Here is a 14548-nt window from a genome sequence, read left to right as displayed (position 1 = left end):
CGAGATGGGTGACTAATGACAGAAACATCTTTGCCGGTTTGTGTAGCCGCGCTTTATCATTTTACAGCCTTTGATAATTATGAGGCTCTCCGCCAACCGCTATTGGATATGTGCCAGCGGGAGGGGGTAAAGGGCAGCCTCCTTTTGGCCCGTGAGGGGATTAACGGCACGATTGCCGGCTCTGATGCTGGGATTGATGCAGTATTGGCCCATATTAATAACCTGCCCGGTTGTGCGGGGTTTGATTATAAAAAATCCCGTGCCAAGACGATGCCTTTTTTGCGGATGAAAGTCCGGTTGAAGAAAGAAATCGTCACCATGGGGCAGCCTGATATTGACCCGCTCGTCTGCGTTGGGCGGTATGTTGAGCCAAAGGATTGGAACGCCCTTATCTCCGACCCTGATACGGTGGTGATGGATACACGCAATGATTATGAGGTAGCCATTGGGACCTTCCGCGGGGCGGTGGACCCGGACCTCAAAACCTTCCGTGCGTTTCCAGAATGGTTCCGTAAGTGGCGTAAGGAGGTAGAGGCCCAAGGTCGCACACCTAAAATCGCGATGTTCTGCACGGGGGGCATACGCTGTGAAAAATCCACCGCCTTTGCGCGGCAAGAAGGGGTGGAGGATGTGTATCACCTCAAAGGTGGCATTTTAAAATATCTGGAGGAAATCCCGGAGGAGGAAAGCCTGTGGGAGGGTGAATGTTTCGTCTTTGACCAACGTGTGTCCGTTGGGCATGGGTTAAAGCTGGGCCAATATGACCTTTGCCATGCGTGCCGCGCGCCTATTAGTGCAGAGGATAAGCAGTCCCCTCATTATGAGGAGGGGGTAAGTTGTCCTCATTGCTATAACCAACGCACAGAGGCCCAACGGCATCGTTACCGTGAGCGGCAACGCCAAGCCGCTCTGGCAGAAAAACGCGGCCAGACCCATCTTGGTGATGGCGCGCAGGGGTAAGGCCCTTTCCCTTCACAAAGAAAGGCGTCCCCCTGCACTGTGGAGACGCCTTTTGTTTTTAGAAATGCTCCCGTAGGGTCAGATTAACAGAGCGACCCATGCCTAACACGGGGCCGGGTGGACTGCCTGCAGTGCTGACAGCACGGCCACCAAGGGGGAGGGCGTAGCGTTGGTTCAGCAAGTTATCGAGGCTTACATCAAGCTGTAGATATTTGGACCAATGATACCCTGCTCCCAGATTCAGCAGCGCGTAGCCGGGGGTGCGGGGCTCATTACGCACCCAATCGACTGTATGCTTAGCTTTGACAAGAACAATCTCGGCCATGCCGTGCCAGGGGCCAAAATGCTCATGGAGGCGGATGCTCCCATTAAGCGGCATTTGTTGATAAAGGCCGGAATGGGTTTTGAAGTCCTGCCCCTTTACCCAATTCAGCTGGGTGGAAATCTCCCCCGTGCCCCATTTATCGCCATCCCATAAGGTGGCGCGGCCAGAGGCGTTAATGCCGTAGCTTTGGGCATTATGATTCTCAAATTGTAAGAGGTTAAACCCGCGGGAGAGGGCCCCAATCCGCACGACATTAATGTAATTATGCGTATAGGTATAAAAGGGTTGGACCATTGCCTCCCATTGATGATCCGCCGCATCATGGAGGCGGAAGGTAACACTCGCTGTATTAGCGACTTCTGGCTTGAGGTTGAGATTGCCGACATAGCCATTGCCATCGCCAAACCAGTTAATCATCCGTGCGGTCATGCTTTCCCGGCTCCAGCCATAGCGTTCATAGAGGTTGGGGGAACGTGTTTTGCGAGCATAGCCGCCTTCGATATTCAGATAGGCGTTGGCTTTATAACGTAGTAAGGCCGTGACATCGAAATTATCATCCGTCCGGCCCCGGCGCGCTTTGTTGAAGGCACGGGCGGCCTCTTGGTTGGTGCTGCCCATACTCATACCACTCATGCCCATGTTGGACATATCCATACCGGCCATGCCGCCCATACCCATCATGCTTCCCCCCATATTCATCCCCATATCACTCATGGAGGAGAGGCCCTGATAAGGGGAGACTGTGCCAGTATTCATCATGATGACATCGCTACGCATCCCAAGCTCGCTAGACCAGCGCGGGGACCATTGAGCATCCCATTGGATGAAATGGCCAAGATGGTCGCGATGGGCGTGGTTAAGGCTATGGAAGGCCTCTGGCCCCATCATCATGCTGCCCTCTAAAGGGGGCCACCAATCATTAAGGCCATCATGGCTAAATGCGCTGCCTAGCTTAAGTTGATGGCTCCGCCCCAAGGGGAGGGTGGCTACAAGGCTATAACCGGCTGTGCGTCCATCACTATTCATCGGCATACCGGTGGTAGCACTATGGCCGCCTTTATCGGCTAGCATATTCATCGCGTGGGTCACATGTTGCCAATAGCCACGAGCCTCTAACGTACCCCAGTTGAATGTTCCTAGATATTTGCCATTAACGAAAGTGGAGCGGTTATTTGTTTCATCCATATATTGGTTGGGGAAGCCCTCATAAGGGGTATTTTGTTGCCCAAATGTGAGGCTAAAGAGGTGGTTCTTTAGCTTTAGCCCTGCCGTGACATCATGGTTGAAGCTGAGATAATTGGAGGATAAAACCCGCCCGCCGCGTCCCCCGGCGGTATAATCGCTCGCATGGGTGTAGGAGCCACTATAGCGAAGGCTGAGCATATCGTTCGCAATAGTGAGGGAGCCCCCTGCGCCAGAGCCGCCGCCATTACTGCGCCAATCTTCTCGTCCATCACCGGTGATGAGGACTTTGCCCTCTTTGGCAAATTGTGGGTCTTTGCGCTCCACAGAGATGGTCCCACCGGTGCTATCACCGCCGAGGCTAACAGGGGTGATCCCCGCAATCGCAACGCTATGGGCGACTTCATCGAGGCTGATTTGAGAGAGGGCGGGGTTCATATGGTTAGGGCAATCGGCCATAAGGGGCATGCCATCCACAAAGGTGGCGACCCGGTCATCGGCCATACCATTTAAGACGGGGAGGCTGGCAATCCCACCCGTTTTATAGCTGCTAAAACCCGGTACATCGCGGAATAACGCTGCGGTGTCCGCGGCCTGTGTGAAAGGCCGCCGCGTGCCTATCACGCTGATTTGCTCCACCGGGTGGGGGATGGGCGTGGCGGAGGCTACGGCATCAGATGTGGATGTGGGCAGCGTATTTTGAGGGGATGTTTGAGCGAGCAGGGGCGTAAGCGGTAAAGCAAAACCACCCAGCACTAAGAGACGGCGCGTTAGGCCCCGCCCCAGATAATATGAGGGAAAAAACAAAATCAATCCATCCTGAAAACAACATGCAGAAAAGGCCGATGCACAGCCTTTTAAGCTGGCTCGGTCAGGCGAATGTTTGGTTTAGAAGGAGGCGAGGCGGCCCACGGCTTGGCGGGCGTTGGCGTGTGGGTTCTGGTGGGGCTTGTGCGGGGGGACTCGCCTGCCAAAGCTGCCGGGAAAGCCGGATGCAACTTAACAGCACGAATAGGCTGGTAAGGGTAAAGAGGATGTGCCCTAAAAGCGGGCAAAGGGGGCAGTCCACCCCGTGATGATGGCCCCCATGATGGGTCATTTTATCATGCTGGGCCGTGTGATGAGGAGTAGTCATCCCCATAGCGTCATGCATGGTAGGACCAGCGTGAGGCTCTGGCGGCGGTGCGGGTGCAATATCGAGATGCGTTAGACGTAAAATAGCCGCTCTGGGGCTTTCCTCTGGTAAGCTCGTAGCTGTGAGGAGGAGTTGCCCACTAAATGCTACGAGCATGATGAGCATCATCAAGCCGCGTAATATGTGGCGTTGTAAGAGAGTGGCCCTCATAGCGTTAGTGCCGTACCCCGCCAGAGAGGCAGGCGAGTAACGTGCCAAGCATGATAAGCCCAACCCCTAGATAAGCGGTGAGGTTTAAGGGCTGGCGGAAGACAGTCAGCCCGATAACCACAATGCAGACAATCCCCACCCCGCACCATACCGCATAAGCAATGCCGAGGGGGATGCATTTTAGGGCTTGGGCCAAGCAGAAAAAGGCCGCCCCATAAAAGAGGAGCGCGCCTATGGTCGGTAGGGGCTTGCGAAACCCGTTAGAGATATTCAGCAGGCTGGTGGCCATAACCTCTAACAAGATGGCCCCTAAGAGGAATAACCAAGCAAAAAAGGGCGTCATAAGAGGTGCTTATCAGTTTTTGCGTGGTTTGGCATCCTTCTTTGTATGAGAGGGCGGGCCTTTGGCAGCGAGCATCGGGGCGAGGAATCGCCCTGTATGGCTGGCTTTACAGGCGGCAATATCCTCCGGTGTGCCGGTGGCTACAACCTCGCCCCCGCCTGCGCCGCCCTCTGGACCAATATCAATGACCCAATCCGCTGTTTTGATGAGGTCCAGATTATGCTCAATAACCAGCACCGTATTGCCTTGCTCTACGAGTGCATGCAGGACGTTGAGGAGCTTATGCACATCCTCTGTATGCAGCCCAGTTGTGGGTTCATCCAGTACATAGAGGGTTCGGCCTGTAGCGCGGCGGGCGAGTTCTTTCGCGAGTTTTACACGCTGGGCCTCACCACCGGAGAGGGTGGTGGCTTGCTGGCCAAGGGCGACATAGCCTAGCCCCACTTGTTGAAGGATGGCGAGGCGGTCGGCAATGCGTGGTACCGCATTGAAGAAGGGCACAGCCTCATCCACCGTCATGGCCAGAATATCGGCAATGGATTTACCTTTAAACTTAATCTCCAGCGTTTCCCGATTATAGCGCGCACCTTTGCAGCTATCGCAGGTTACGAACACATCCGGTAGGAAGTGCATCTCAATCTTCAATACACCATCACCTTGGCAAGCCTCGCAACGACCCCCTTTGACATTGAAGGAGAAACGCCCCGGCTTATAACCCCGCGCTTTGGATTCTGGCAGTTCGGCAAACCAATCCCGAATAGGGGCAAAGAGGTCCGTATAAGTAGCAGGGTTGGAGCGGGGTGTGCGCCCGATGGGGGATTGGTCAATCTCGATGATTTTATCGAGCTGCTCTGTGCCTTCTAGCCGTCCATAAGGGAGGGGGACGGCGGCCGATTTCATAATCTGTCGGGCTAGGCCTTTATAGAAGGTATCGGTAATGAGAGTGGATTTCCCACTGCCAGAGACCCCGGTGATGGCAATAAAGGTCCCTAAAGGGAACTTTACGCTGATATTTTTGAGGTTATTACCCTTTGCCCCATGGATGCTTACCCAGCGTTTGCTTTTACGGCGGGTGGTGGGCACGGGGATGCCCCGGCGACCTGCGAGCCATGCGCCGGTGAGGCTATCGGGATTTTGGGCGACTTCTTCTGGCGTGCCATAAGCGATGACGCGCCCGCCTTGGGTCCCGGCCCCCGGCCCCATATCGATGAGGTAATCAGCTTGGCGGATGGCATCTTCATCATGCTCCACAACAAGGACGGTATTGCCGAGATTGCGCAGCCGCTCCAGCATGGTGAGTAAACGGGCATTATCGCGCTGATGCAGCCCGATGGAGGGTTCATCTAACACATAGAGGACGCCCGTTAGGCCGGAGCCAATTTGCGAAGCCAGCCGGATGCGCTGGCTCTCCCCACCTGAGAGCGTGCCAGAGCTGCGGGAGAGGGTGAGATAATCTAGCCCCACACGGTCGAGGAAATGCAGCCGCTCGGTAATTTCTTTGAGGATGCGCCGTGCAATCTCGGCCCGCTGGGGGGTGAGGCTGGCCTCCACAGTTTTAAACCATGCAAGAGCTTCTTGAATGGTAAGCTCTGAGGCTTCGGCGATATTGCTGTTATTGACCTTCACACACAGGGCTTCTGGCCGCAATCGTGCCCCGTGGCAGGCAGGGCAGGGCATAGCGGATTGATACCGGCCAAGGGCCTCGCGCACATGGATGCTGCTGCTCTGGGCAAGGCGGCGTTGTAGATGGCTGATGATGCCCTCAAAGGGGCGGTGGATGGTGTGTGTTTTGCCCTTACCATCCTGATAAGGGATGCTGACAGCCTCCGCCCCACCATGGAGAAGGAATTGGCGGGATGTCTCTTTCAGCTTGCTCCATGGTGTATCAAGAGTTTCCTCGCAATGGCGGGCGAGGGCGGCGAGGGTTTGGTCAAAGAGCGGGTCTTGCTCATTACGCCATGGCGCAATGGCGCCTTCTCGCAGGGTTAGGCTATCATCAGGGATGATGAGATTGGGGTCAAAATGCGTTTCTGTACCCAACCCATCACAGGTTGGGCAGGCCCCCATTGGCGCGTTGAAGGAGAAAAGGCGCGGCTCCACACTCTCTAGCATAAAGCCAGATTCTGGGCAGGAATAGCGGGAGGAGAAGGAGGCTTTAAGCGGCTCCCGCTCTTCCCCGCTGCGGAGGACTTCCTCAACAGAGGCCAAACCGTCTGAGAGTTCCAAAGCGGTTTCAAAACTATCGGCTAGTCGGGTTTCTATCCCCTCTTTTAGGACGATGCGATCGACCACAACATCGACATTATGGCGTGTTTTGCGGTTGAGCTTGGGGGCATCGGTGATTTCATAAAGTGTGCCATCAATCCGCACGCGCGCAAAGCCACGGCGGGTCAGCTCGGCGAGTTCTTTCGCACAATCGCCTTTGCGGTCCCGCACGATGGGGGCGAGCAGCATAAGCCGCGTGCCCGCGGGCATGGCCATAACACGGTCCACCATTTGGCTGATGCTCTGCGCCTCAATCGGTAGGCCCGTAGTAGGGGAGTAAGGCACCCCCGCCCGCGCCCAGAGCAAGCGCATATAATCGTGAATCTCGGTGATGGTCCCAACGGTAGAGCGTGGATTGCGCGAGGTGGTTTTTTGCTCGATGGAAATAGCGGGGGACAGCCCCTCAATGGACTCTACATCTGGCTTGCCCATGAGCTCCAAAAATTGCCGCGCATAGGCAGAGAGGCTCTCCACATAACGGCGTTGGCCTTCGGCATAGATGGTATCAAAGGCGAGGGAGGATTTACCAGAGCCAGAAAGCCCCGTCATGACCGTAAGCTTATCGCGTGGGATCGTGACGTTGACATTTTTTAGATTATGCGTGCGGGCACCACGGACAATGATATGGCTGGTGCCGGTAGGTGTGGGTGTGTCTGTCACGCTATGTCCTCTTGATGGTCTTTATGGCAGGGTGGATGCATGGGCGATTGTTCTGTGCAATATAAGCAATAAGGGCACATGGTGCCAGAATCGAACCGTAAGAGTGCAAACAGCTTCTTAAGAGAGATGGGGATTATACATGGCTGGTAGTGTAAATAAGGTTATTCTCGTAGGTAATTTGGGGCGTGATCCAGAAACGCGCAATACGCAGTCCGGCAGTAAGATTGTCAATCTCGCCATTGCGACTAGTGATACATGGAATGACCGTAATAGTGGTGAGCGGCGCGAGCGGACTGAATGGCACCGTGTTGTGATTTTTAATGAGCGCGTGGGGGAGGTTGCTGAGCGATATCTGCGGAAGGGCCGGAAAGTCTATATTGAGGGCGAATTGCGTACGCGTAAATGGACGGACCAACAAGGGGTAGAGAAATACACTACCGAGGTGGTGATTGACCGCTTCCGTGGCAATCTTGTGTTGCTTGATGGCCAGCGCAGCGGTGGTGATGATGGTGGTTATAATGATGGCGGCTATAATGACGGGGGCAGTAATTTTGGGGGACAACAGGCCGGTCCTGCAAACCGTGGGGGCAATAATGGCGGTATGGGGGGCGGCAATGGCTGGGATAGCTCTGCTGGCCACGACCAAGGCTTGGATGATGAAATCCCCTTCTAACTATGGCTGCGAATCAACAGGTCATACAGCCTAGGTGGGCTGGGGTCTTTGCTGTGATGGCGGGGGTAATGCTGGCGGGCTGTACCACAACCCCGCCCCAGCATCCTGATGATTTATGCTCAATTTATCGGGAGAAGCGTAGCTGGTATCACACTGCGATGCGGCAGGAGGAGAAATGGCACATCCCTTCTGCCATCCCGATGGCGATTATGAATCAGGAATCAAGCTTTCGGGCTAATGCGCGGACGCGGCGAACTTATATCCTATGGGTGATTCCGTGGGGGCATATTAGTACCGCCTACGGTTATGCACAGGCGAAGAATGAAATCTGGCGGGATTATCAACGCCAGACCGGGGCCGGGGGTAGCCGGACAAATTACGCTGATGCGTTGAATTTTGTGAATTGGTATCTCACCAATAGCCATAAAATTGATGGGATTCCCCTCACTAACGCGACGCGGCAATATCTTGCGTATCATGAAGGTTGGGGTGGCTACCGCAAGCGGAGTTACGAGGCAAAGCCGTGGTTGGTCACTGTTGCGCGTAAAGTGGGGCGGCGTGCCCAGCAATATCAAAAGCAATATAATGCATGTAAAGATGAGCTAAAGGGTAGTTGGTGGGAGCGTTTTTGGAATAGTATTTTTTAGGACTATTATATGTCATCTTGCCAGCATGGTTATAAATACTGGCAAGATGATTGGAAAAGACGGTAGATCAGGCCGTCTCTTCTTTTGCGCCGGGGGTAAGAGCGTCTTTACGCTCTTCAGCTTTTTTCTTTGCTTCTTCTTCTGCGAGCTTTTTAGCTTCTTCTTGCTCTCTGTCCTTACGCGGATGAGGTACAACGAGACCATTCATCAAGACATAATGGAACTGCTTGTCTTTAATCTCGGCCATAAAGACATCATCAAGGGATTCGATGCCTTTACGCTTTGCATCTTCTTTTAGATCATCGCCAGAAAGACCAACGTCTTTGAGGTCATCTTCCCGGACAACACCATCATAATAGACGATGAGAGCAGGGAGTTTCTTTTTATCCGTAATGGCTGTTAGCGCGCCGCTTGGCTCAACTTGGGCGAAATAGACTTCATCAAAAGAATAAATGCCCTGTAGGTTAAGCTGAGAGGCGATATTGAGCATATCAATTTTATTGTTTTTATCGCGGATATTTTCCATCAGGAAACGCCCATCTTTTATGATGGGGATTTGCCGACCAATGGCAACGTTTCTGAACATATTAATTTTCCGGCAGAAACGCGTAATGGTTAGCAAAATACCCACCCCGATAAGCAGGGCGATGACATATTCATGGAAGGAAATATTGGTTGTGTAGAGAACACCGCCAACAAGCCCACCGAGGATGAAGTTACCGACAAGGTCGATGGCGTTCATTTGGGAGACTTGGCTACGGCCAGAGATGTTGAGATACCCAATGATGATAGCAAAGCCAGTGACGAGTTTTAAGAACATCCATATGTTAAGAGCAAGATTGGGAAAAAGTTGATGGAGCATGAAAGAGAACCTTAACGTGGTGGATAGGTAGTATGCCCCGGCGGGTTAATGCATTATAACATCCGCGTAGGCGCAGGGGATGAAGCCCTTGCATTAGCATGCTATAAGCCTCTTTAATAAGTTTTCAAGATGTTGCGCTCTTTTCTTCTCCTGTTACTCTCAAGGGCAGGTTAGCGCACAGATGTGTGAGACACTAAGAACCATATAAGGCAGATAAGGAGCATTCATGAGCAAGCACACGAATTTTCCGATTCCCGATCAGGCACCTGCTGCCATTCTGCCTACGGGGCGTTTGGAGATGATTATTTTTGATTGTGATGGCGTGTTGGTCGGTGGGGAGCATCTCTCTACCGCGTTGATGTCCGAAGACGCACGCAGCCACGGTTGGGATATCAGTGATGAGGAAGGCAATAAGCTTTTTGGCGGGGGTGAACTTGCCAAAATCGGCGAGATGATTGCTAAAGAAACAGGCGATAAACTGCCCGATGATTGGGATATGATTATGCAGAATCGCATCGTTGAGATGATGCGACAAAAGGCTAAAGAGGTTCCCGGTGCATCCAAAATGCTGCGGGATGTCGTTAATGAGATTCGCTTACCGATTCGTGTTGGTTCCAACTCCTCAGAGGCAGAGATGGAGGCTAAGTTCTCCAGCACGGGGCTGAATAAAATCCTCAAGGATGAGCGTATACATTCCGGTCGGGATTTAAACATGCCAAAGCCCCGCCCCGATATCTACCTCTATGGCGCAAAGCAGGAAGGGATAGACCCAGCACATTGCCTTGTGTTGGAGGATTCTGATGCTGGGGTAGAAGCTGCTCACCGGGCAGGAATGGCCTGTGTGTTGCTGCGGGATTTAAATAAGCCTGCTCCATCTTGGCCGGGTTTATTGCGTATTGAGCATCTAGATGAATTTGTCCCCTTGTTAAAGAAGATCATCGCTGCGCAGAAAGACCATCACAAAGGCTGAGTTTCTTCATAGTCGTAACCGTTTTTTGGAGACATGTTATGCTGACATATGAAGGTTTAAAAACATTACCGAAGAATGTCGCTGGCCCTTCTTACGATGTGCGTAAGGTTACATCGGGCATTGTTCATTTTGGTGTGGGTAACTTCTTCCGTGCCCATTTAGGGTATTATGTGGACCGTGTCTTGGCTTTGCCGGGGCAGGAGCAGTGGGGCATTACTGGGGTAGGGCTACGCTCTGGTGAACGCTCAGAGAAAAAGGCGGAGGAGTTTCGTGCGCAGGAGGGGCTTTACTCCCTGACGGAAATCGCCGCTGATGGTACGACACAAATTCGCGTGATGGGCGGGTTACGGGATTATCTGCAAGCCCCTGATGAGCCGGAAAAAGTGCTGGCTTTGTTGGCTGATAAGGCTACGAAGATCATCTCCATGACCATCACCGAGGGTGGTTATAATATTGATGAAACAACTGGGGAGTTTCGGCTTACACATCCAGAGGTGAAGGAAGACCTCGCAGACCCGCAACATCCTAAGACAGTCTTTGGCTATGTGGTGGAGGGTCTACGCCGCCGCCGTGAGGCTGGTCATGGAGGTTTGACGGTGATGTCCTGCGATAATTTGCGCCATAATGGGGATGTATCCCGTAAGGCTTTTGTCGGTTATGCGCGCGCTGTGGATGGCGAGCTTGCTCAGTGGATTGAGCAGAATGTGACCTTCCCCAACGCGATGGTGGACCGTATTACGCCATCTGTCTCCTCCGAGGGGAAAGCGAAGCTGAATGAGCGTAGCGGGTTGGATGACCTCCAGCCATTAATCTCGGAGGATTTTATCCAGTGGGTGATAGAGGATAAGTTCGCCGCAGGCCGTCCCGCTTTTGAGAAGGTGGGGGTAGAGTTTAGCGACCAAGTGAGCGCGTATGAGCATGCGAAGATTCGTATGCTGAACTCCAGCCATCTCATCCTTAGTGCTGCGGGGATGCTCTTGGGCTTGAAGCTCGTGGACCAAGTGTTAGCAGAGCAGCCTGTGCATAAGTTTGTGGATTTAATGTTGGAGAAAGACGTCATCCCAACATTAAAGGCTCCCCCTGGTGTAGATTTGCACAAATATAAGGCCACCTTGTTAAGTCGCTTTTCTAACAAAGCGATGGCGGACCAAGTGGCGCGTATCGCCTCCGATGCGACCTCTAAAGCACAAGTATTCTGGACGGAGACCGTCCGCGCTGTCCTTAGTGAGGGGCGGGATCGTAGTCGTATTGTGTACTGTATGGCGTTATTGTTGGAGCTACTGCGTGGCAAGACGGAGAAGGGCGAAACCATTAAGCTGGAGGAGCCCTTCCTTAATGCTGAGCAGCTAAAATCTGCGGCATCTAATGATTTTAAGGCGTCTATTGCTCTACCAGCCTTTGACGGATGGCGTGATTTGCTGACTCCTGAGATTGAGCAGGAGATTGCACAGGCGCGCGACGTTATTCGCCAAAAAGGTGTATTGGCGAGCCTACCTGTGTAACGCGTCGCACGGTTGATAGAAGGCTTAGTGAAAGAGGAGAGGGGAAACCTTCTCCTCTTTTTTATGGGATGGATGTAGGAGGTAGAAAATTGAGAAAAAGCTTGTAGGGAAAAGGATATTAAATTTATATTTAAGTTGGTACGGCCTTTGACATATGAATTATGTTTATAATACAAGCGGTTCTAGGAAGTATGTTCCCCGCCCTCGCGGGGATGAACCGCAGAGTCCGACCTAACCAATTCTATTTCGGTAATGTTCCCCGCCCTCGCGGGGATGAACCGTCTATCCACAAATTCGGCAATATTTGTATCGAATGTTCCCCGCCCTCGCGGGGATGAACCGGAGGAATATGCTCTGCATAGGGTAGATGAAAAATGTTCCCCGCCCTCGCGGGGATGAACCTGCTCCGCAATGGGGCAGCGGGGTCGGTTTGGGATGTTCCCCGCCCTCGCGGGGATGAACCAGCATCCTCCATCTTCTGGCGAGTTAGTTCTTCATGTTCCCCGCCCTCGCGGGGATGAACCGAAAAGCACGGCGAAAAACCAGAGCCTGTAGATATGTTCCCCGCCCTCGCGGGGATGAACCGTGCACAAATTTTCTGTAAAGCAGCGCGGCGCAATGTTCCCCGCCCTCGCGGGGATGAACCGCATTAACGGGGACCTCAGGAAAATCTGGTAAAATGTTCCCCGCCCTCGCGGGGATGAACCGGCGGTCAAATCGCTGCCATTATGTGGAGAATTATGTTCCCCGCCCTCGCGGGGATGAACCGGATAGATGGGGCCATTTCATGGAAACCAAAGGATGTTCCCCGCCCTCGCGGGGATGAACCGCATGTTTGATGACGTTGCGAAAGGTCTTACCTATGTTCCCCGCCCTCGCGGGGATGAACCGGCCTGTGGATAACCGGATTGGGGAGTGTCGGTATGTTCCCCGCCCTCGCGGGGATGAACCGCTTTTCTGATGGGGGTCGTCCTTCTGGTTTTAATGTTCCCCGCCCTCGCGGGGATGAACCGGTTTGGTTTCGAAATAATTCTTGACATTGCGTATGTTCCCCGCCCTCGCGGGGATGAACCGTACAAAACCTCTCACAATCTTTCAATACGTCTATGTTCCCCGCCCTCGCGGGGATGAACCGCTGGCCTTGTAGCATAGTTGTGGCGTTGGTAAATGTTCCCCGCCCTCGCGGGGATGAACCGATAAATTTACAAAACACAAACCAGTAGACCCTATGTTCCCCGCCCTCGCGGGGATGAACCGCCCCAATAGCGGCCCCTGCCACCGCCGCCTCTATGTTCCCCGCCCTCGCGGGGATGAACCGTCGTTTGTATTTTGCTGGTTAGCACTAGACAGATGTTCCCCGCCCTCGCGGGGATGAACCGATTTTAATGCTCAAATAATTCAAAACATTCAGATGTTCCCCGCCCTCGCGGGGATGAACCGGAGGAATACGCTCTCCATCGTGTTGACGAAAAATGTTCCCCGCCCTCGCGGGGATGAACCGACAGTAATAACAACTAGGGAGTTTATCGTGATATGTTCCCCGCCCTCGCGGGGATGAACCGACTCACAGCGTTTTTCTCACGATAGAGAGCTAATGTTCCCCGCCCTCGCGGGGATGAACCGTAGGATAACCCCGCGCTGCGTGCCTACCTCAAATGTTCCCCGCCCTCGCGGGGATGAACCGGCTATCTGCCAGACATGCCCGGATACCCCGGCATGTTCCCCGCCCTCGCGGGGATGAACCGCGGTATAATATAACCACGGGTTGTTATTTTCTATGTTCCCCGCCCTCGCGGGGATGAACCGCCCGGAAAACCAACGCCCTGATGCAGAAAATCATGTTCCCCGCCCTCGCGGGGATGAACCGGGATGTCGTGGCTTATATCCCTAAAAGCCAAGATGTTCCCCGCCCTCGCGGGGATGAACCGTGAAATTGGACACTATGCAACGCGTTAATTTGATGTTCCCCGCCCTCGCGGGGATGAACCGAAAATACCTAGGAAAGATAGTGAAATAGGGGAATGTTCCCCGCCCTCGCGGGGATGAACCGTATCAGCAATATTTGATTTGGAAAGACGCGCAATGTTCCCCGCCCTCGCGGGGATGAACCGGCAACAGCGGACATCAGAGCGTTAGCACAAGAATGTTCCCCGCCCTCGCGGGGATGAACCGGCGGCATTCTGCAGGGACGAGTTCACTGAGATATGTTCCCCGCCCTCGCGGGGATGAACCGACACCTAAAGAATTGATCCAACGAGTGGGGAGATGTTCCCCGCCCTCGCGGGGATGAACCGTTATGAGGGCGGCTGGTATTTTAAAGCCAGAAATGTTCCCCGCCCTCGCGGGGATGAACCGGACCTTGAGGCCTTTAATCAAAACGAGGTCCAATGTTCCCCGCCCTCGCGGGGATGAACCGTTGGTTTGTAGTTGACTTACATTAGTATTGAGATGTTCCCCGCCCTCGCGGGGATGAACCGGCCTTGACAGAGAAAATTATTTTCTAGACCGTATGTTCCCCGCCCTCGCGGGGATGAACCGGCTTTTCTGATAGTGAAAAAACTATTTCGGATATGTTCCCCGCCCTCGCGGGGATGAACCGTATATATTTACCTAACAAGTGATGAATATAATATGTTCCCCGCCCTCGCGGGGATGAACCGACGTGTTAGGATTAGCAGAGGCTCTTCGTAACATGTTCCCCGCCCTCGCGGGGATGAACCGGAGGGGGAGGAATACTGTCTATATGTAGCAACATGTTCCCCGCCCTCGCGGGGATGAACCGCCAGAACAGAGCTGATTGACGCCGGGTTACTG

10 protein-coding genes and 1 CRISPR repeat array (1 of these 11 cut by a window edge) are annotated in these 14548 nt (G+C 53.5%); of the genes, 5 read left to right on the top strand and 5 right to left on the bottom strand.

Translation table 11 applies throughout. The annotated features are described in order from the left end of the window. The first annotated feature begins 15 nt into the window (after positions 1 to 15). On the top strand, positions 16 to 960 hold the full coding sequence (gene trhO, locus NQF89_RS01130) for an oxygen-dependent tRNA uridine(34) hydroxylase TrhO (RefSeq protein ID WP_099026530.1): 945 nt from the start codon (positions 16 to 18) through the stop codon (positions 958 to 960). A gap of 58 nt (positions 961 to 1018) precedes the next feature. Here the strand turns inward: trhO and NQF89_RS01125 are convergent, their stop codons facing one another. The 4 genes from NQF89_RS01125 to uvrA form a co-directional block, all read right to left on the bottom strand. Continuing rightward, positions 1019 to 3190, bottom strand: a complete 2172-nt coding sequence (locus NQF89_RS01125) for a TonB-dependent receptor (protein ID WP_407652340.1) — start codon at positions 3188 to 3190, stop codon at positions 1019 to 1021. A 148-nt stretch (positions 3191 to 3338) separates the two neighbouring features. Beyond that, positions 3339 to 3812, bottom strand: a complete 474-nt coding sequence (locus tag NQF89_RS01120) for a permease (protein ID WP_266137306.1) — start codon at positions 3810 to 3812, stop codon at positions 3339 to 3341. A 4-nt stretch (positions 3813 to 3816) separates the two neighbouring features. Then, positions 3817 to 4155, bottom strand: coding sequence for a DMT family transporter (locus tag NQF89_RS01115; protein ID WP_099026527.1), 339 nt, complete (start codon positions 4153 to 4155; stop codon positions 3817 to 3819). A 12-nt stretch (positions 4156 to 4167) separates the two neighbouring features. Then, positions 4168 to 7080: an excinuclease ABC subunit UvrA gene (gene uvrA, locus NQF89_RS01110; RefSeq protein WP_266137305.1), complete on the bottom strand. Its 2913-nt coding sequence runs from the start codon at positions 7078 to 7080 to the stop codon at positions 4168 to 4170. A gap of 139 nt (positions 7081 to 7219) precedes the next feature. Between uvrA and ssb the strand changes: the two genes are divergently transcribed. Continuing rightward, the gene (gene ssb / locus NQF89_RS01105; RefSeq protein ID WP_099026526.1) at positions 7220 to 7753 is read left to right on the top strand and encodes a single-stranded DNA-binding protein; all 534 of its coding nucleotides are present in this window, start codon (positions 7220 to 7222) and stop codon (positions 7751 to 7753) included. Between the two features lie 2 nt (positions 7754 to 7755). After that, on the top strand, positions 7756 to 8400 hold the full coding sequence (locus tag NQF89_RS01100) for a transglycosylase SLT domain-containing protein (protein WP_266137304.1): 645 nt from the start codon (positions 7756 to 7758) through the stop codon (positions 8398 to 8400). A gap of 67 nt (positions 8401 to 8467) precedes the next feature. Here NQF89_RS01100 and NQF89_RS01095 read toward each other — a convergent pair whose 3' ends face one another. Continuing rightward, positions 8468 to 9262, bottom strand: a complete 795-nt coding sequence (locus tag NQF89_RS01095) for a DUF421 domain-containing protein (RefSeq protein WP_266137303.1) — start codon at positions 9260 to 9262, stop codon at positions 8468 to 8470. 298 nt (positions 9263 to 9560) lie between these two features. Here NQF89_RS01095 and NQF89_RS01090 point away from each other — a divergent pair, with 298 nt between their 5' ends. Together NQF89_RS01090 and NQF89_RS01085 are read left to right on the top strand one after the other, a co-directional pair. Beyond that, positions 9561 to 10232: an HAD family hydrolase gene (locus NQF89_RS01090; protein WP_155573429.1), complete on the top strand. Its 672-nt coding sequence runs from the start codon at positions 9561 to 9563 to the stop codon at positions 10230 to 10232. Positions 10233 to 10270: 38 nt separating this feature from the next. After that, entirely contained in the window at positions 10271 to 11734 is a 1464-nt protein-coding gene (locus NQF89_RS01085; protein ID WP_266137302.1) for a mannitol dehydrogenase family protein, read from the top strand. A 191-nt stretch (positions 11735 to 11925) separates the two neighbouring features. After that, a CRISPR array of direct repeats spans positions 11926 to 14548; the repeat unit is 29 nt; unit sequence ATGTTCCCCGCCCTCGCGGGGATGAACCG (it continues 212 nt past the right edge of the window).

This window comes from Bombella pollinis (assembly GCF_026385485.1).
GTDB lineage: Bacteria > Pseudomonadota > Alphaproteobacteria > Acetobacterales > Acetobacteraceae > Bombella > Bombella pollinis.
The sequence above is the reverse complement of the archived record's forward strand: the minus strand, read 5'-3'. Positions and strand labels throughout refer to the sequence as shown.

Bases quoted from the DNA above. Each gene is read 5' to 3' on its own strand.
- trhO (WP_099026530.1), top strand. From the start codon at position 16: ATGACAGAAACATCTTTGCCGGTTTGTGTAGCCGCGCTTTATCATTTT.
- NQF89_RS01120 (WP_266137306.1), bottom strand. From the start codon at position 3,812: ATGAGGGCCACTCTCTTACAACGCCACATATTACGCGGCTTGATGATG.
- NQF89_RS01115 (WP_099026527.1), bottom strand. From the start codon at position 4,155: ATGACGCCCTTTTTTGCTTGGTTATTCCTCTTAGGGGCCATCTTGTTA.
- ssb (WP_099026526.1), top strand. From the start codon at position 7,220: ATGGCTGGTAGTGTAAATAAGGTTATTCTCGTAGGTAATTTGGGGCGT.
- NQF89_RS01100 (WP_266137304.1), top strand. From the start codon at position 7,756: ATGGCTGCGAATCAACAGGTCATACAGCCTAGGTGGGCTGGGGTCTTT.
- NQF89_RS01095 (WP_266137303.1), bottom strand. From the start codon at position 9,262: ATGCTCCATCAACTTTTTCCCAATCTTGCTCTTAACATATGGATGTTC.
- NQF89_RS01090 (WP_155573429.1), top strand. From the start codon at position 9,561: ATGATTATTTTTGATTGTGATGGCGTGTTGGTCGGTGGGGAGCATCTC.
- NQF89_RS01085 (WP_266137302.1), top strand. From the start codon at position 10,271: ATGCTGACATATGAAGGTTTAAAAACATTACCGAAGAATGTCGCTGGC.